Source organism: Limnobacter parvus, assembly GCF_024623725.1.
Taxonomy (GTDB): Bacteria; Pseudomonadota; Gammaproteobacteria; order Burkholderiales; family Burkholderiaceae_B; genus Limnobacter; species Limnobacter parvus.
Genome location: NZ_JANKHG010000005.1, coordinates 1 through 18063 on the forward strand (window position 1 = coordinate 1; position 18063 = coordinate 18063).

Here is an 18063-nt window from a genome sequence, read left to right on the forward strand (position 1 = left end):
GGCCAAAGCCGGCTGGAACAGGTGGCTGCCTTTGCCGACACCTCCAGCACCAACTTGCAAGCCGCACGAGGCCGAATCATGGACGCGGACTTCGCCAAGGAAACAGCGAACCTGACCCGTTCACAGATTCTGCAACAGGCAGGCACTGCAATGCTGGCCCAGGCCAACCAGCTGCCCAACAACGTATTGAGCCTGTTGCAGTAACACCGTATTGACCAAGCACTGGCTGATCTGACTAGCATTGGGTCAGCTGGTTTCGGCAGGGGACATACCCGAATTCGGACCATTCGTCCTCTGCCTTTTTTCTGAATCTTCCTGAATACCTCCCACCAAATGTTGTTTGTGCCAGTGCGATAAGCCATGGTAACTACCAATGACTGCCTGCATCATTTGCGATTAAACTGCATTTATTCCGTAAAAAATGCATGGTATGCAAGACTTCTCTCAAGCATTTGTTCAAGCCTTCACCCTGATTGGGCGAGCCGACCCGACTTTAATCGACATCATCGCTTTGTCGCTTCAGGTTACGTTCACTGCCGTTGCAATTGCCTGCCTGTTGGGTTTTCCGATTGGCGCGGCCTTGGCCATTGGTCGTTTTCCAGGCCGAATGATTCTGGTCGTGTTCCTGAATTCTCTGATGGGTTTGCCGCCTGTTGTGGTGGGTTTGGTGATTTACCTGTTTTTGTCGGCTGCAGGCCCTTTGGGATTTTTGCAGTTGCTGTACACCCCCACAGCCATGGTGATTGCACAGGTGGTGCTAGTCACTCCAATCGTCGCCGCGCTGGCCCGGCAAGTGATTGAAGACCTCTATAGCGAATACGACGAAATGCTGCGTGCCATGAATGCCAGCCGGTTGCAGACAGTGGTCACCTTGATTGTAGATGCACGTTATTCGCTCTTGACCAGTGCATTGGCTGGTCTGGGGCGTGCGCTGGCTGAAGTGGGGGCCGTCATTATTGTGGGCGGCAACATTGCCAATGTAACCCGGGTCATGACCACTACCATTGCGCTAGAGACTTCCAAAGGTGAACTAGCGCTTGCCCTTGGACTGGGCATCATTTTGATTGTGTTGTCTATCATCATCAATGCAGCACTTTTCTTGTTGAAAAGCAGCGCGCAGCGGCGGGCCTATGCGTAAGTTGAACAACGACATGGCTTTGCTTGCACCCCACGCACCCTTCGAAAAGTATTTGCCGATTCGTTTTCAGGGTGTTCACCTGGGTTTCACCAAGCGTGTGATTTACGCGGATTTGAATCTGGATATTGGCGGGTCGGGAATCACCACCATCATGGGCCCCAACGGCGCCGGAAAAAGCTTGATTTTGCGCATGCTGGCTGGTCTGGTTCAGCCAGACAAAGGTCGCATTGTTTACGGCGAAGGAGCACCACTGCCCGCCGGGCAAATTGGTTTTGTGTTTCAACGCCCGGTGCTGTTGCGGCGAAGTGTATTGGGCAACCTGCTGCATGCATTGGCTATCGCTGGGGTAGACCGGTTGCAGCGCGACGAACATGCGAATGCACTGTTGGAATTGGGTGGCATGTTGCACCTTGCAAAATCGCCCGCGCGAAAGCTTTCCGGTGGCGAGCAGCAGCGGCTTACTTTGTTGCGCGCGCTGGCGGGCAAACCAGGCCTGCTGGTACTTGATGAGCCAAGCGCCAGCCTGGACCCGCAGGCCACTGCATTGATTGAAAACATTGTGCTGCGCGCAAGCCAATGTGGTGTGAAGGTGATTCTTGTGACCCACGACCAAGGGCAAGCGGCGCGCTTGGCCGATGAAATTATTTTTGTGCATCAAGGCAAGGTAGAGCAAGCACAAGCTGCAGGTGCCTTTTTGAAAAACCCGGCCAGCAGGCAAGCCAAGGCTTATCTGAATGGTGAATTGTTGATTGATTAAGTTTGCGGTAAGGCGATCAAAATGAAATTTCAGGTAAAGCTGATTGCGTGTTTGTTCACTGTCGCTGTTGTGGCAAATGCGCAGGCTGCTGACAAATTTATTATTCTTCAATCCACAACATCGACTCAAAATTCTGGCTTGTTCGATCACTTGTTGCCCGTGTTTAAAGCCGAAACGGGCATTGATGTGCGCGTGGTGGCGGTGGGCACAGGCCAGGCATTAAAGAATGCGCGAAACTGCGATGGCGACGCGTTGTTGGTACATGCCCTTGCGGCTGAACAACAATTCGTGGCGGAAGGTTATGGTGTAAAGCGTACGGATGTGATGTACAACGATTTTGTGGTGGTGGGCCCTGGAAGGGACCCAGCCAGTGTGGCAGGGGTCAAGGATGCGGTGAAGGCCTTTAAAACGATTGCTGAAAAGCAGGCCTTGTTTGCATCACGTGGAGACGACAGCGGTACGTACAAGAAAGAACGGGAGTTGTGGAACGCAGCCAAGGTGGATGTGAAAACCGCCAGCGGAAAGTGGTATCGGGAAACAGGTTCAGGCATGGGTGCCACCTTGAACCTGGGTGTTGGAATGGGTGCCTATGTGTTGGCCGACCGTGCAAGTTGGGTAGCATTTGGCAACAAAGGCAACTTCAAAATTATGGTGGAAGGTGATCCCGAGTTGTTCAATCAATACGGTGTAATTGTGGTGAACCCAGCAAAATGCCCCAATGTGAAAGCGGATTTGGCCCGATCATTTGAAAGCTGGATTTTGTCATCGAAAGGACAAACCACAATTGCCGCTTTCAAAAAGAATGGTGACCCACTGTTCTTTCCAAATTCACCCCAATAAGGCACATGAATCCTTTCTAGGCGTTCCAAATTACCTTGCCCAGCGATGTGGTGTCATAACCTTCAAATTGCATGGCCTTTGATTTAAAAGCTGCCGTGTCGGTGAATTTGATCAGCGTTTGAAATGGCGTATCGAACCACACTTTTCTGCACACCATCAAATCGAACTGCTCAGTGCGCGTGGGAACGAACCCCAAGCCAAATTGCATGGCAAGGGCTTGCAAGCCGGGTGCGGCGTCTGCATGGCCACTGGCCACAGCGGCAATGGTGTCGTTTTCCGTTCTACAAGTTTCAGAAATATGTAGTTGCTTCAAATCCAGATTCTGTTCCTGCAACAAATGCTCAAACAAAATCATGCCGCCTGCACCCGCTTGGCGTGTTGCAACTTTTAGCTTGGCGAGATCAGATACACCGCGCACATTTTTTGGATTCCCCTTGCCCACAATCAAGCCTTGTTGGCGAGTGGCCCAATTCACTAAAACCACATTGCTTTTTGCAAAGCGGGTTTGAATCACGTGGGTATTCCAGGCTTGGGTGTTGGGGTTGAGCACATGCAGGCCAGTGGCTGCAGCCCCTTGTTTTTCAAATACATCAAGCCCGCTCAAGCTGCCGTCGAACTGCATGGCCAAGCCACAACCTGATTCGCGTATGGTCCATTCCAGCAAGGGGTCATGGCTGCCCGAAATAACATTTGGTCTGGTTGCTGGGGGCACATTGGCCGCGATTATTTCGCCGGTCCGTATCCAGTGCATCAATTCCGCTTTCGGAAACAGCAGTTTGCCCGTGGCTTTCACACAGGGTATTTCCTGCGCGCTGACCAGGTCGTAAAGCTTGCGCTCCTTGATACGAAGTAGTTCAGCCACTTCCTTGGTGGTTAAAAACTCAATGGGTTCCAGGCCAACGTTCATGTCGCGCGGGTTTCTTCCAGTTTGGTAAGGTCGATTTCATCGGGCTCAACACCAGGGCTTGTACCAAACAATCTGCGCAAGTCGTCGACCATTAAATACAGGCAAGGCACCAGCAACAGTGTAATGGCTGTGGCAAACAAAATACCGTAGCCCAAGGAAATGGCCATCGGGATCATGAACTTCGCCTGCCTCGAAGTTTCGAAAATCATGGGTGCCAAACCACCAAATGTGGAGATGGTGGTCAACATGATTGGGCGAAAACGCCGCACCCCCGATGTACAAATGGCGTCGTAGGGTGTCATGCCGTCACGTACTTTTTGGTTTGCATGGTCGACCATGACCAGGGAATCGTTGACCACTACACCGGCCAGCGCAAGTATACCCATCATCGAAACAATGCTGATGCTGTACCCCATCATCAAGTGCCCCAGGATGGCACCAAAAATACCGAAGGGAATCGCCAGCATCACAATAAAAGGTTGCAAGTAACTTTTAAATGGAATGGCCAACAACACATAGATCAGCAGCAACGCAACCATGAAACCCTTGCCCAGACCACTCAATGCTTCGGAGAAGTCTTGCTGACGGCCTGCAAAACTGTAGCTTAGGCCGGGATAATCAACCATCAGTTTGGGCATCAATTCCTGCACCGCAGCGTTCTGAACCTGTTGAGCCTGGTTGCGCGGGTTCACGTTGGCTGTGACTGTGATGGATCGTCGGCCATCGCGACGTGTAATGTTTGCAACTGCGCGTGTGTCGTCGAATTCCACCAGTGAATGCAGGGGGGCCAATGCGCCCTGCGGAGTCCGGATCAATAAATCACGCACATCGGTTTGGGCAGAACGTTCGGTTTCCGGACGCATGACCAGCACCTTGATTTCATTGCGGCCACGCTGCTGGCGCAAGGCTTCTGAGCCGAAAAAGGCCGCCCGTACCTGACGTCCGATGTCGTTCGATGTCAGGCCAAGGCGTCGTGCCTCTTCTTTCAAGGTGAAGCTGAACTGTTCCTTGCCATTCTGGAAGCCGTCGTCAATTTCCGACACCATGGGGTAATTCGCCAATTCGCGAGCAAGTGCCTCACTGGCCTCACGAAGTGTGTCCACGTTGCGATGACTGAGCTGAATGGTGAATGCCGGGCCGCTGCCAGGTCCACCAGAGTCTGCTGCAAAGCGAATTGTTTCTACACCCGGAATGCTGCCCACCAAGGTGCGCCATTGATCTGTGAATTCTGCCGTATTGACTGGTCGAACATCAGGCGGAGTCAGGTACGTCCTGACCGTGATGTTGTTTTCATTCACACTGGCATAAATGCCTGTACTTTGTGCCTCGCCACCGGTGTTCTCGACAGTTTTCAGAGCACTGTCCACTAGCCGGTCGCGCACAAAATTCACCTGCTCGTTGGTGCTTCCCAAGGGCAGTTGAGCCCGCACTTCCGACTGGTCAGACTCCACTTGAGGAAACAGTTCGAACCCCATGCGGCCGCTGACCGGCCAACTAATTACCAGCACCATCAGCGCAATACCGAATCCCATCGACAGGTAGCGGTATTCAACACATTTTTGAACGATGGGCGTGTACCTGCGTTCAATGAAGTGACTGAACTTTTTGGAGAATTTTTGTTGCCAGTTGTGAAACTTGCCTTTGCCTTCTTTGGTGTGAGCCAAATGTGCGGGCAAAATAAAGATCGCCTCCATCAATGAAACGATAAAAACTGTGCAGACCACAACCGGGATCACCCCCCAGATTTTTCCCAGAAAGCCTGGAATGAACAGCAGTGGTGCAAACGCCGCTATATTGGTCAATATGCTAAAAGTGACTGGCATTGCCACATCGCGCGCGCCGCAAATCGATGCATCCAGCATGCTTAAGCCCTGTTGCCGGTACTCGTAGATGTTTTCGCCGGCCACAATCGCATCATCCACCACAATACCCAATGCGATGATGAAGGCGAACATCGAGATCATGTTGAAGCTAACCCCGAACAATGGCAGCAACAACATGGCACCCAAGAAAGAAATCGGGATACCCATGCTGATCCAGAAGGCCAACTTCCAGTCTAAAAACAGGGTGAGCAACAGCATCACAAGGATCAAGCCCATGACCGCGTTTTTGGCCAGTAACTCCTGGCGCTGTTTGTAGGTGTCGGAACTGTCTGTCACAACGGATATCTCAACACCTTCAGGCATCAGCGGGCGGATGCGTTCCAGTGCCTCCTTTGTGGCTTCAGAAATACCGATCGGGGTTTGATCGCCTGTGCGAGACACTGAAATTTCAATGGAGGGCTTGCCATTGAACGTGGCGTATCGGTCCACATCCTGAAAGCCATCGCGTACCGTGGCGATGTCACTTAGCTTCAGTGGCGTGCCACCGATTGGCGACAAGATTGGCAACTCTGCAAATTGTTCTGCGAAATCCCGTCGCTCTGAAACGCGCAATAGAATCTCGCCACTCTCGGTTGAAATGCTACCGCCAGACACCTCAATTACGTTGGCGCGGATGTTGTCGGCAATGCCCTGCAGGGTTAAGCCGTATGCGTTCAGCCGGGCTTCGGGTACCTCGATGTGAATTTCCTGTTCGCGTGTTTCATTCAGGTCAACTTGGGTAATGTCCGGGTTTTGCAGCAAACCATCGCGTACTTCTTCGGCCAAATTACGCAGCGACAATTCGTCGGTCTCACCGTGGACCACCAAAGTAACCACGCTGCGCTTCCTTGCCGTCAGCGCAACGTTGGGCACTTCAGCGTCGCCTGGGAAGGTGGTGATGCGGTCTACTTCCTGTTTGATCCGATCGTAGACCGCTTGTGCATCCTCAGATTCGTCAATTTCCACCACAACGCTGGCGGAGCCTTCATTCGCTGTGGAATTCACTTCGACAATGCCTTCCACGCTCGAAATCGCTTCTTCGACTGCCAGAACAATGCCTTGCTCTACGTCTTCAGGGCTTGCGCCCGGGTAGGCCACTGAAATTGTCACCAAATCCAGTTCGAATTCTGGGAACACTTCCTTGGTCATGTTCATGAAGCCGAACACACCACCAATCAGGCACACCCACATCAGGATGTTGGCAGCCACTGAATTTTTGGTCATCCACGCCAGTGGGCCTGAACGGTCTATGCGACGTCTTGCTGCGGCGTTCATGGCTTGGCCGCTTCGGTTGCTGGAGAAGGCGTTTGGCTTGGCTCGTTCGTGCGAATGGCCATGCGATTTACTGGCGAGCCCAAGTTCGACGTCACAATGTTTTCGCCGTTACTCAAGCCCCGGTCGATCAGCACATAATCTGCAGCTCGGTAAGCGATGTTTACCGGGCGAATATCGAGTTCACCATTGTCATTAACCCACACATTGCTGTCGTGAACTGAAGAAGGAGCCAGTTTGAAAACGTTTTGCAATTCAATACCGTCAAAGCGGACTTTCACATACTGCGCCAGCAAAAGGGGCTGGTGTTGCGGTCCAAAATTGCGCGGTACCTCAACCAATACTTGGGCCTGTCGGCCACTGTCCTGAACGCTGGTTTGCAAACTGAGCACACGTCCGGGGTGGCAATTCTGTTCAGCGCTGCTTGCATCACTGACGCACACGGTGGAACCAGGTTGATTTCCGGTGGGGAAACGGATCCATTTAAGATCGGCCTGTGGAACTGCCACACTGATCCAGAAGGCTTTGCTACTGGCCAACACACCCAGCGCTGTGGTGGCGCTGACTTGAGCGCCCACACTGGCTTCGCGACTCACCACGACGCCATCGAACGGGGCTCGCAGAATAGTGCGTTCAAGGTTGACTTTGGCCCGTTCAACACCCGCCTGGGCCGACTGAACAGTGGCACGCGCAGCTTCCAATTGGGGTTTGCGCAGAATCAACGCGCGTTCTCGTTCGTCAACATTCATGCCCAGTAAATCAAAATCAGACTGGGCGACTACCTGGTTACCTTGCTCGGAAGTGAAGGTTGACTGTGCTTGTGCCAAATTGGCTTGTGCAGTTTGCAGTTCAATTCGGTAATCGGTGTTGTCCAGTTCAATCAGCACATCGCCTTTTTTGAAAGTGGCACCCGGCACAAATTTGTCACCAATCCGTTTCACCGCACCGCTGACGCGGGCTTGCAAGGTAATTTGCTGTTCGGCCTGTACCACGCCATAACCAAGCAAGCTAACGTTGTGATTGCCGGCCTGAACTGGTTCGGTGGTTACAAGCCTTGCCACTTTTTCGGGTGGTTTGCGGCTGGCGGTTGGTGCAGTGGCCACCAACACTTCAGAACCGATTACACCCAGAGTAATAACACCCACGGCCAGGCCAATTTGCACCCATTTGCGTTTGAAAAAAGATTGTTGGCTCATAACTGTTCTGCTGCTTTGGTTTGCGGAATGCTTCCCGACAAGGCACGGTAAAGGGCAATGCGGAAACCAACCAATTGTTGTTGTGCGTTTACCAAATTGCGGCGCAACTGGCTGGTGCTTTGCTGGGCATTCAAAATTTCAATGTAATCGACCGACCCGTTGCGGTAGCCCGCGAACAGGCGTTTCAAGCTGAGCTCGGCAAGTTCAAGTTGACGCTGAAAACTTTCTACAGCTTCACGTTGGCGTGTTTCCTGAATCAAAGCGTTGTCAACATCAGCCAGTGAGTTGATGGCCGCATCTTGATACTGCGCAACCGCTTGGTCTAGCAATGCGCGCTGGCGGTCTACTTCGGCCGAACGTGCGCCACCATCGAACAAGGGCGCGACCAGGTTAATGCTTAGGTTGCGCACCCAGTTGTCGAACAGCAAATCGGAATCACGGGTTTGATCGCTGAAGCTGGCCCGCAGGCTAAGCTGCGGAAAACGATTGGCAATGGCCGCTGCAACGCTGCGATCAGTGGATAAAACCAATGACCAAGCCTGTTGCACATCGGGTCGACGGTTCAGCAGTTCAGCCGGAAAGCCGGTGGCTGGTAGCGGGGGCAGGTTAGGCAGATTCTCTTGCGTCAAGCTGAGTGCGTTGGGGGGCTGACCGACCAACAATGCCAAGCTGTTTGCTAACACGTCACGGTTGGAAATGGCCAGTGCCAAATTGCCTTGGGCCGATTCCACCAATTGCCTTTGCTGAAGCACGTCGGAGGCCACTGCAATGCCTTGACGGAATCGCAGTTCAATCAGATTCAAATTGGTTTGAAAGCCGTCAAGTTCTTGCTCGAAGAGGCGCACGGTTTGATCGGCTGCAACCCACTGTGCCCATGTGGTGGCCAACTGGCCTGCAATGGTGATTCGTGCGGCATCCAGTTCATAGCGTGTGGCCTGTAATTGCAGTTCAGCGGCTTGCGCAGTGTTGCGCACCCGTGACCACAAATCGATTTCGTAACTGGCGCTAAGTGATGCTGAAGTAAACAGCCCGCGGTTGTTGGTGGCCTGACCTTGAATGCTAGTGCCTTTGACGGTATTTTCCTGTCGACCTGCATTCAATGTAAGCGACGGAAAAAAGCTGGCTTGCGCAGCGTCCAGGCTTGCCTGGGCTGCGCGAAGGCGGGCTGCTGTGGCTTCAAGGCTTAAATTTTCAGCCTGCGCCTGTTGCATCAAGGTGTTCAATTGTTGACTGGAAAAACCAGTCCACCAATCGCTTGGGGCCTGCACTGCGTTCGCATCGACCAAAGGCTTGAAAGTGGCATTTTCAAAGCGGGAGTCTATTTCAGGTTTACTCGATTCAATGCTGGCGCATGCCGACAGAAAAAACACCAACAAGACTGGTGCCACGAACGCAGGCAATTTGTGTGGCATTGCCGCTGTATGTTTCATGGCGGTTGGGCAAGGTGTTTTCGGGCGGTGCTTCATGGTGTCGTTTTTCTTGTTGAGTGCCCATCAGACCACACTCTGTGGGCTTTTGTTCAGCCTTTAACTGATCTTTACAAAATTGAACCCAAAATCAACACTTGCCCATTTTTATTTGGCTGCGAAGTGGCGCAGGGCGTACACGTAGCCCTGCCAACCTAGACCACAAATAACGCCTTCAGCCAAGTCTGAAAAATAACTGTTGTGGCGAAAATCCTCGCGCTTGTAAATATTGGACAGGTGCACCTCAATGAAGGGGATTGCCACGCCTGCCAATGCATCACGCAGGGCAATGCTGGTGTGTGTGTAGCCTGCGGGGTTGATGACAATGCCTGCCACATCTTCCGTTTTCGCTTTGTGCACACGGTCTATGAGTGCGCCTTCGTGGTTGCTTTGAAAGGTCATAAGCTCAAAGCCATCGGTGAAAGCGATGTTTTTCAGCGCTTTTTCGATGTCGACCAGGGTCATGTGGCCATAAATACCGGGTTCGCGCGTTCCCAACAGGTTCAGGTTGGGGCCGTTGATCAACAGCAGTTTTTTCAAGTTTGTTCTCCGGTGCAGGTGTGTTTCAAAAAATAGTAACAAGCAATGCGGCGGGCTAGGGGGTTTCGTCTACACTGCGCACAGGTTCACGCACAAAATAACCACAAATTTTGAGACAGAGGAACATCATGAACACCAACATCGACGCAATTTTCAATTTGCTGGCCGGAACTGCCCGCGGCTGGCGTGGCACTGGCATTACTGCCCGTGCCCGCAAAACCCCTGAAAAAACTCTGAAGTTGTACGACATTGAAATCAGCCCGTTTTGCCGCCTGGTGCGTGAAGCGTTGAGTGAAATGGACCTGGATGTGATGATTTTGCCTTGCCCGGCGGGGGGCAAACGTTTCCGCGAAGAAGCCCGTGCCCTGTTGCCCGGCACCAAGTTTCCAATGCTGGTTGATGACAACACGGGTGTGGTGATGAATGAGTCGGCCAACATCATTGATTACCTGGCCAAAACTTATGAAAGCAAATTGAAAAGCCAGCAAGGCTTTGGCCGAAAGGTTGCGGTGGGTACATCTGCTTTGGCCAGTACGTTTCAATACCGGATTGGTGGTTTTCAGGGCATGAAAGCCCGACCATCGAAAGCACCTGCTGAGCCTTTGGTGCTTTACAGTTTTGAGTCCAGTCCCTATTCCAAGCCTGTGCGCGCTCGCTTGTGCGAACTGGAAATTCCGTACTTGTTAAAAAACACGCCCAAGGGCGCAATGACCGACATGGGGCCGCCCGTGTTTCGCGACAAATTGTTCAAAGCACCTCAAGGCACCACGCGCAATCGGGCTTGGCTTGCAGAGAACACTGGCAAGGTGCAGGTGCCATACTTGATCGATCCGAATACTGGGGTGGCGATGTACGAGTCCAATGACATTCTGCGTTATCTGGACAAGACTTACGGCGCTTGAGTTGCACTGGTTCTTGGAGATGCTAGGTTTGCTGCATCATTTGACCTAAGCAAGGCTTCTGATTCCGGCTTGATGCTTCTGGCTTGGGGCATGCGAAACGCTAAAGCGTCTTCGCATCGACCCAAGGGTCGCCCCGCGCGTCGAAGCAGCCGGGAAGCCTTGCAAAGCCGGTCATACGGTGCAGCAACCCAAGCATCTCTTGAACCAAGGCAGCTGCCTTTCAAGTCGCCAGCGCCGTTGTCTGTTTGCTCAGGTTGCAATGCCCTCGCAGCGCCGGTCAAGAAAACCTGCCCGTTTGTAGTCACCCGCCACGGTCGGCCATGGCCCGACACCGAGACTCGGCCCGCCCTTTTGCCGAGCGAGGTGAGTCAGGGTGAATATCAACAAGGGGAATACAGGTTTTCTGGCGCGAGAGGGTATGGACCTGAGCAAGCAGCCAGCCAGACCATTGAATTACGGCAAACGGCAGAGTCAGGTTTTCTGCACCACAACGCTGCCAATCGAATAGCCCGCGCCGAACGAGCAGATCACTCCCACATCGCCAGCCGTCAAATCATCTTTGTGGCGGTGGAATGCAATCACCGAACCTGCTGAAGCCGTGTTGGCAAACTCATCCAAAATCACTGGTGCTTTGTCGGCGGTAAATTCGCTGCTGCCCAGCAATTTCTTGGCAATTAATTGGTTCATGGCCAAGTTGGCCTGGTGCAACCAGTAGCGGCGCACGTTTGTGGCTGAGTTCAATCCTAGGCTTTCCAGGTGCGTGCTCATGTGCTCGGCAGCCATGGGGCAAACTTCTTTGAACACCTTGCGGCCTTCCTGCATGAACAGCTTGTCGCGGCCCTCCCGGTCGGCATCTTCTGAACGGTTCAAGAAACCAAAATTATTGCGAATGTTGTTGGAATACTTGGTGGCCAGTTTGGTGCCCAATACCTCCCAACTTCCTGGCTTGGCATCTTCCAGTCGCTGCACAATCACCGCTGTGCACACATCGCCAAAAATAAAGTGGCAATCGCGGTCCAGCCAGGCCTGGTGGCCTGAAGTAATTTCCGGGTTCACCATCAACACCGCGCGGGCGGTACCGCTGCGCACTGCGTTCACAGCCTGTTCAATGCCAAAGGTGGCAGATGAACAAGCCACGTTCATGTCGTAACCGAAGCCTTGAATGCCAAGCGCTTCCTGAATTTCAATGGCCATGGCTGGGTAAGCGCGCTGCATATTGGATGCTGAACAAATCACCGCGTCAATTTCGTCGGCGGCCAGGCCCGCTTGGTCCATGGCTTTGCGACCCGCGTCGACGGCAATTTCAGCCATCATCGACAGTTCAGAATTCGGGCGTTCTTTGAAGTAGGGGTGAAGGCGATCAGGATTCAGAATGCCTTCCTTCTCCATCACGTAGCGCTGCTTGATGCCTGACGCACTTTCAATGAATGCAGAATTGGATGCCTGCAATGGCTGCAACTCGCCACTGGCGATTTCTGCAGCGTGCGTTTGATTGTACTTCGCCACATAGGCGTTGAACGATTCCACCAATTCGTCGTTGGTGATGGTTTGGCTGGGTACGAAAAGCCCCGTGCCGCTGATGGCTACCTTGATCATTGCGCTCGTCCTGGGTGGATGATTGTGTGTTCTGTCTCTTGCGCAATGATAAAGGCAATGGCATCAAATTTTAAGACGCCAAGCGAATTTGTTCCACGGGCATTCCCTGATCCGCAGGCTCGGCCCTGCGCCCAACACCTTCGTAAATCAGGCCGTAATCGGCCAGCAGTGCGGGGTCGTACAGGTTTCGGCCATCGAATACTGCTTTTTGACGCAAGGTTCGGCTAAGCATCAGGAAATCCGGGCTTTTGAACATGCGCCATTCAGTGCACACAATCAAAGCGTCGGCATTGAACAAAGTTTCTTCTTGGGTATTGGTTACTTCGAAGTGACCCAACAGAGGACCATCTTGGCGGAATGTGGCAAGGTCTTCGTCCAAAGCCTTGCGCGCTGTTTCATTGGCCACAGGGTCGAAAGCTTGAACTCTGGCACCTCGTAGCACCAGTTCGGCGGCGATGGTGCGGCTGCTGGCTTCGCGCATGTCGTCGGTTTCAGGTTTGAAGGCCAGACCCCACATGGCAAAAGTCATGTTGCTCAGGTCTTCGCCAAAACGCTGAATAATTTTATCGACCAGCACTCGTTTTTGGCGTTGGTTGCTGCTGTTTACTGCACGCAGTATCGACAGGTTTTCGCCAGCTTCTTCGCCGGTTTGAATCAGGGCTCGGACGTCTTTGGGAAAGCACGAACCACCGTAGCCACAACCCGCATACAAAAAGGAAAAACCGATGCGTGGGTCTGAACCAATCCCAGCGCGCACCTGCTCAATGTCGGCACCGATTTTCTCGGCCAGGTTGGCCAGTTCATTCATGAAACTGATTCGAGTGGCCAACATCGCATTGGCTGCGTATTTGGTCAACTCGGCAGAACGTACGTCCATGCACATCAGCCTTTCATGGTGGCGCTGGAAGGGGGCGTACAGGGCTTTCATCATGCGCAAGGCACGCTGACCAGCCGGCGTTTCGTCAGTACCAAGCACAATGCGATCTGGGCGAAGAAAGTCGTCAATCGCCGCACCTTCTTTCAGAAATTCGGGGTTTGATACCACGGTGAATGCGTGCAGCGTATTGCGTTGAATCAAGGTGCGGCGTACTTCATCGGCCACACGCTCGCCTGTTCCCACGGGCACTGTTGATTTATTAATGATCACTTTGAAGCCGTTCATGTGCACGGCGATTTGCTGGGCTACCTTTAATACATGTTGAAGGTCCGCGCTGCCGTCTTCCTTTGGCGGTGTGCCCACACAAATAAAAATCAGCTCAGCGTGATTTACAGCTTCTTCGATGTTGGTTGTGAAATCCAGGCGTTGCTCGCGTTGGTTGCGTTCCAGCAGTTCGTCAAGGCCCGGTTCGTAAATCGGGCTTATACCGTTTTTTAGCTGAGCAACTTTGGCTGAGTCGATGTCGCAACACAATACCTTGTTACCGACTTCGGCCAAGCAGGCGGCTGTAACCAAGCCTACATATCCACTACCAACGATAGAAACTCGCATGTGATTTGCTTCGATGAGTGATCAATGCGTGCAGTGTGTTGCGGCAGTGTTGCCTGCGTTTGACAGATTTAAGACTGGATTGTGACAGAGGAGGAGGGGAAGTGCTTCGAAGGTAAGATTGCGATATTTTCCGGCGAAAGCGGCAGGGTGCTTGCTGAGAGCAGAAGCGATTCCCTACCGCGTATTCACCGACCGCATTATTGCAAGGTCAGTTTGTTGTCTTGACCAAAACGGCGCATTTGATGAACCACTACCAAGGCAACCTGACCCACTACCAAGCAAGCGGCAGCCAACAAATTAGGGCCTTCGAAACCAGTGGCGTTGATGTACTGTACGCCAGCGTTGATCGTGAAACCGGTGGTCAGCATGGCCATGAACAAAACGCCAGGTGTGCGAACTACTGAGTCGATAAAGTTTTTCATGTTGATATCCCTTTCCATTTGTTGCGAAATCGGGGCTTTCGCTTTAACCCAGCAAACTTTGTTGTGTTTGCATGGTTTGTATTGTGTACAGTTGTGCACTTAATGTCAATTGACAGAGTGTCAAAATACTTGAATATTCATTCTAAGAATTGCAAGTTATTGTTTATTGATGGTTTATGGCGTTTTAAATTTTGTGAACAGGATGTTCGTTATGCGAGTTTGTGCCCAATCGGCGCGAGTCCCAACCCTTAGCCTGAAAACCTGTACTTCCCTTTTTGAAATTCACACTGACTCACCGAGATCGGCAAAAAACATGGCCGAGTCTCGGTGTCGACCGTGGCGTGTGAATTCAAACGGGCAGGTCTTCTTGAAGGCGAAGCGATTGGAGTCTCGCTGCCGATTGGGCTTGGACCAGACTGGTGATTGATCTCGTACCTGCAAACAGCAGGAGTGAGTGGAAGCTTCGACCCAGCCAGTGATTCAGAACTGAACTTGCAAGTTTTCGGTCAGCGGCGACACTTCGAGTTCGGTTCTAAGCATCAAGCCAAGTTCAGTTCATACTGCAAAGTAAGCTTTCAGTCGATCTGCATAACCCAGCTCTTCGGCCTTGACCTTCGCCAAGTTCCGATAGGTCTTGTTTACTTTGTCAGTCAGCTTGGCCATGCGTTCCTGCGCCTTGGCATCCATCTCGGCGGTTATCAATCCCACCTCAACCAACAAGCCCGAATCTGCAAAAGCCGCTGCGATCAACTCAATCAACTTGTCATCGCTCAGCATGTTCGCCAGCTTTGCGATGCGGTCTTTGCGTTGAGCATAGAAGGAAATGTGCAGGTTCGCCGCTGGGTCTTTGATCACTTCCATGATCTCAATGGCCTTCTTTTCTGGGATGTAGTCGGTAAAGCCGCCCAACACGTGGAAGTCGCCTTGTTCAACCAATTTGACAGTTACCTTTTTCAATTGCTCAACCGGCAACTCTGCCAGCATGTCCACGGCGCGTTCCGGAATCTGTTCGCGAGCCACTTCAGCCATAAAATCAGCATCGAACAGTTTGCACAAGCTAACTGCTTTGCTCATCGGGGTGAAGTACGACATATTGGCTGTAATCGCCGGGCCAAATACTTTGGTGCAAAGCGTGGCACTGATTGAATCGGGTGCCAGTTTGCCTGCACCCGCAATACGTTCAAACACCGGGCCAAACTTGTTCAGCAGGCTGTTTTGAAAATTGGTGCGCAGCTTTTGCAAGGCCACGGCGTCGAGTTTGTCCAAATATGCCAAATCATCGGCTGATTTGTGCAGGGCTTGGGCCAGACGGCGAAGTTCAGTGTTTCTATCCATGATTCACAGCCCCAGAATTTTTTTGACGGTGCCCCTTAACAAGCGGGGAATGTGTTCCAGCGCGTTGTCCATGCTTTTCTTCAAAAAAGCATCATGCGCATGGTGTGCGGAAGCCAGGTCGGCGGCCAGTTTCTTCTGGTTTGCGGCGCTCAGCTTTTCCAGTTCGGGCATGGGCTCTCCCAATGCCTCTATCAATGCTGCATCCAGTTTGGGCATGCTTGTCTCCTGTTTTTGTTAAGTTTTGATGAATGATAGTTTGAAATTTTCAATTCGACAGGTTTTCTTTTCCGTTTAGAGCGCAAGGTCAAATTCAGCGCAGGGGCAGATCGCATACACTGCATGAAATGTCTACAAAAAAAAGTGATTCATGGCTCGCCTGCAACTTGAATTTCCAGACCACTGTTTTATTTACACGACCACGTTGACGGTACGAATCACCGACATCAATGCAGGCAATCACCTGGCCAACGATTCCATGATCTCCATGATTTCGGAAGCCCGTGCGCGCTTTCTTTTTCAAATGGGTGTGCCCGAATTGTCGGATGACAAAACCGGGATCATCGTGACCGACCTAGCCACCATGTACAAAAGCGAGGCCCATGCACGCGATCAGCTTCAGTTCGATGTGGGCGTAATGGATTTCAACAAATATGGTTGTGACATTGTTTTCAAAATTACCCGACCCACTGACAATCGTTTGATTGCCTTGGCCAAGTCGGGTTTTGTGTTTTTCAACTACAACATTAGCAAAGTGGTGCCCATGCCCGGCGATATATCCAAAGCCTTGCAAGAAGCCTTGGCCCACAAAGCATCAGCCAGCAAAGCGAGCACGCGGTGAATATTTATAAGGCAGTAACACAGCATGAGTCGAAGTTTATGGATTTGCGTGGTTTGCGAACCCATCTGCATTGCTGGGGGCCCGAAGATGCGCCCTTGTTGGTGATGGTGCACGGCTGGATGGACGTGGGTGCGAGTTATCAGTTTGTGGTTGATTCGCTGAAAAAGGAATATCGGGTTGTCGCCCCCGACTGGCGTGGGTTTGGTCGCAGTGACTGGCCTGTTGCGCAAGGGGCTCCAGGAATTCGTTCGTATTGGTTTCCCGATTACCTGGCAGATTTGGACGCTTTGCTCGATCATCTTTCGCCCACGCAGCCTGTGAATTTGGTGGGCCACAGCATGGGCGGCAACATCGCCATGATGTATGCAGGTGTGCGCCCGCAGCGTATTCGTACTGTGGTGAATCTGGAAGGATTTGGCATGCTCGATTCCCCAGCCGAAAAAGCGCCAAGCCGTTATGGCAATTGGCTTGATGCGTTGAAAGAACCCAAAGAACTTCGCACCTACGGCAGCTTGGAAGCGGTGGCCAAGCGTTTACAAAAAACCAACCACAGGCTAACTGATGAGAAGGCCATGTACCTTGCGCAGTTCTGGAGCAAAGCTGAAAACACGGGCTATAGTTTGTTGGGTGACGCAGCCCATAAAATCATGAACCCGATTGGCTATCGTTTGGCTGAAGCACAGGCGTGTTGGAGCAATATAAGCGCACCTGTGCTACATGTTGAAGCCAAACAAACCGAGGCGGGTTTGTGGTTAAGCCGCGCTGGCGAGCCCGTGGATTTTGATGCGTTTCGCACACGTTTCAATTGTGTGCCGAAGTGGAAATCAGTAATCGTGGACAACGCGGGGCACATGGTTCATCACGACCAACCCGATGCCTTGGCCAGCCTGATTGAAGCACACATCAAAAACGAATAAAAAAAAGCCGACTTCGTGAGAAGCCGGCTTAACCTTTCTCGCTTGCGGAGAAGAGGAGACATGAGGTTGAGCACTGTCACAGCGCTCAATGTCAGCATTGTGCGTCCGCTGCAGCTCATGGGCAAGTGGATTTGTAGGTGATTTCTACTAGACAAAACTTTGAACTTTCACCGTTTTGTCACATATACGGGGCCAAAAAAGATGCCACACATTACGCTTGAGTACAGTGGAAACTTGCGCAACCTTGATGAGTCCTGGGTTTTGCTTCAAGTAAACAAAGCCTTGCTTGGCTTGGGCATTTTTATGGACGCAGACATAAAAACCCGAATTCACCGTTTGAATTCCTTCCGTATTGGTGTTGCTGCGGAAGAAACTGGCGACCATGCTTTCGTGGCCGCCACAGTTGAATTGCTAAGTGGGCGAGAGTTCTCGGTGAAAGAGCATTTGGGGCAGGTAGTACTCAAGGCTTTGGAAAGATGCTGCCGTGAAGAAGACGGTCCATTGACTCAAATCAGTGTGCACGTCCGTGAACTTCAATCCGAGCTTTATTTCAAATCGGTCAGCAAGCGCAGGTAAACACGACTAA

18 protein-coding genes are annotated in these 18063 nt (G+C 52.0%); 8 read left to right on the top strand and 10 right to left on the bottom strand.

Annotation, left to right across the window (positions count from 1 at the left end; all coding sequences use genetic code 11):
* The 4 genes from NSP04_RS01930 to NSP04_RS01945 all read left to right on the top strand — a co-directional run.
* Positions 1-204 (top strand): flagellin (locus NSP04_RS01930; RefSeq protein WP_257510658.1); only part of this gene is annotated, 204 nt, incomplete at its 5' end.
* Positions 205-430: 226 nt separating this feature from the next.
* Entirely contained in the window at positions 431-1138 is a 708-nt protein-coding gene (locus NSP04_RS01935; protein WP_257510659.1) for an ABC transporter permease, read from the top strand.
* The gene (locus tag NSP04_RS01940) at positions 1131-1895 is read left to right on the top strand and encodes an ABC transporter ATP-binding protein (RefSeq protein ID WP_257510660.1); all 765 of its coding nucleotides are present in this window, start codon (positions 1131-1133) and stop codon (positions 1893-1895) included. Before NSP04_RS01935 ends, NSP04_RS01940 begins: the two co-directional genes overlap by 8 nt.
* A gap of 21 nt (positions 1896-1916) precedes the next feature.
* Entirely contained in the window at positions 1917-2735 is an 819-nt protein-coding gene (locus NSP04_RS01945) for an ABC transporter substrate-binding protein (RefSeq protein ID WP_257510661.1), read from the top strand.
* Positions 2736-2751: 16 nt separating this feature from the next.
* Here the strand turns inward: NSP04_RS01945 and NSP04_RS01950 are convergent, their stop codons facing one another.
* From NSP04_RS01950 to aroQ, 5 genes are all read right to left on the bottom strand, one after another.
* A complete protein-coding gene (locus tag NSP04_RS01950) occupies positions 2752-3642 on the bottom strand; it encodes a substrate-binding domain-containing protein (protein WP_257510662.1) in 891 nt (296 codons plus the stop codon).
* Positions 3639-6779, bottom strand: a complete 3141-nt coding sequence (locus NSP04_RS01955; protein WP_257510663.1) for an efflux RND transporter permease subunit — start codon at positions 6777-6779, stop codon at positions 3639-3641. The genes NSP04_RS01950 and NSP04_RS01955 overlap by 4 nt, the downstream gene beginning before the upstream one ends.
* Positions 6776-7972, bottom strand: a complete 1197-nt coding sequence (locus NSP04_RS01960) for an efflux RND transporter periplasmic adaptor subunit (protein WP_257510664.1) — start codon at positions 7970-7972, stop codon at positions 6776-6778. Before NSP04_RS01960 ends, NSP04_RS01955 begins: the two co-directional genes overlap by 4 nt.
* On the bottom strand, positions 7969-9402 hold the full coding sequence (locus NSP04_RS01965) for an efflux transporter outer membrane subunit (protein WP_257510665.1): 1434 nt from the start codon (positions 9400-9402) through the stop codon (positions 7969-7971). The genes NSP04_RS01960 and NSP04_RS01965 overlap by 4 nt, the downstream gene beginning before the upstream one ends.
* A 144-nt stretch (positions 9403-9546) precedes the next feature.
* A complete protein-coding gene (aroQ, locus tag NSP04_RS01970) occupies positions 9547-9978 on the bottom strand; it encodes a type II 3-dehydroquinate dehydratase (protein WP_257510666.1) in 432 nt (143 codons plus the stop codon).
* A 128-nt stretch (positions 9979-10106) separates the two neighbouring features.
* On the opposite strand from aroQ, the gene NSP04_RS01975 reads away from it, so the two are divergent.
* The gene (locus tag NSP04_RS01975) at positions 10107-10880 is read left to right on the top strand and encodes a glutathione S-transferase N-terminal domain-containing protein (protein ID WP_257510667.1); all 774 of its coding nucleotides are present in this window, start codon (positions 10107-10109) and stop codon (positions 10878-10880) included.
* A gap of 471 nt (positions 10881-11351) precedes the next feature.
* On the opposite strand, the gene NSP04_RS01980 is transcribed toward NSP04_RS01975, so the two are convergent.
* The 5 genes from NSP04_RS01980 to NSP04_RS02000 form a co-directional block, all read right to left on the bottom strand.
* Positions 11352-12476 carry a beta-ketoacyl-ACP synthase III gene (locus NSP04_RS01980; protein WP_257510668.1) on the bottom strand — a complete coding sequence of 375 codons (1125 nt, stop codon included), beginning with the start codon at positions 12474-12476 and terminating at the stop codon, positions 11352-11354.
* Between the two features lie 70 nt (positions 12477-12546).
* Positions 12547-13965: a UDP-glucose dehydrogenase family protein gene (locus NSP04_RS01985; protein ID WP_257510669.1), complete on the bottom strand. Its 1419-nt coding sequence runs from the start codon at positions 13963-13965 to the stop codon at positions 12547-12549.
* 197 nt (positions 13966-14162) lie between these two features.
* On the bottom strand, positions 14163-14387 hold the full coding sequence (locus NSP04_RS01990; RefSeq protein WP_257510670.1) for a hypothetical protein: 225 nt from the start codon (positions 14385-14387) through the stop codon (positions 14163-14165).
* A gap of 555 nt (positions 14388-14942) precedes the next feature.
* Positions 14943-15722 (bottom strand): hypothetical protein, encoded by a 780-nt coding sequence (locus tag NSP04_RS01995; RefSeq protein ID WP_257510671.1) that lies wholly within the window; start codon positions 15720-15722, stop codon positions 14943-14945.
* Between the two features lie 3 nt (positions 15723-15725).
* Positions 15726-15938 carry a hypothetical protein gene (locus NSP04_RS02000; protein WP_257510672.1) on the bottom strand — a complete coding sequence of 71 codons (213 nt, stop codon included), beginning with the start codon at positions 15936-15938 and terminating at the stop codon, positions 15726-15728.
* Positions 15939-16089: 151 nt separating this feature from the next.
* Here NSP04_RS02000 and NSP04_RS02005 point away from each other — a divergent pair, with 151 nt between their 5' ends.
* From NSP04_RS02005 to NSP04_RS02015, 3 genes are all read left to right on the top strand, one after another.
* The gene (locus NSP04_RS02005; RefSeq protein WP_257510673.1) at positions 16090-16560 is read left to right on the top strand and encodes a thioesterase family protein; all 471 of its coding nucleotides are present in this window, start codon (positions 16090-16092) and stop codon (positions 16558-16560) included.
* Between the two features lie 38 nt (positions 16561-16598).
* The gene (locus tag NSP04_RS02010; protein ID WP_257510726.1) at positions 16599-17477 is read left to right on the top strand and encodes an alpha/beta fold hydrolase; all 879 of its coding nucleotides are present in this window, start codon (positions 16599-16601) and stop codon (positions 17475-17477) included.
* Between the two features lie 201 nt (positions 17478-17678).
* Entirely contained in the window at positions 17679-18053 is a 375-nt protein-coding gene (locus tag NSP04_RS02015; RefSeq protein WP_257510674.1) for a 5-carboxymethyl-2-hydroxymuconate Delta-isomerase, read from the top strand.
* Positions 18054-18063: the final 10 nt, after the last annotated feature.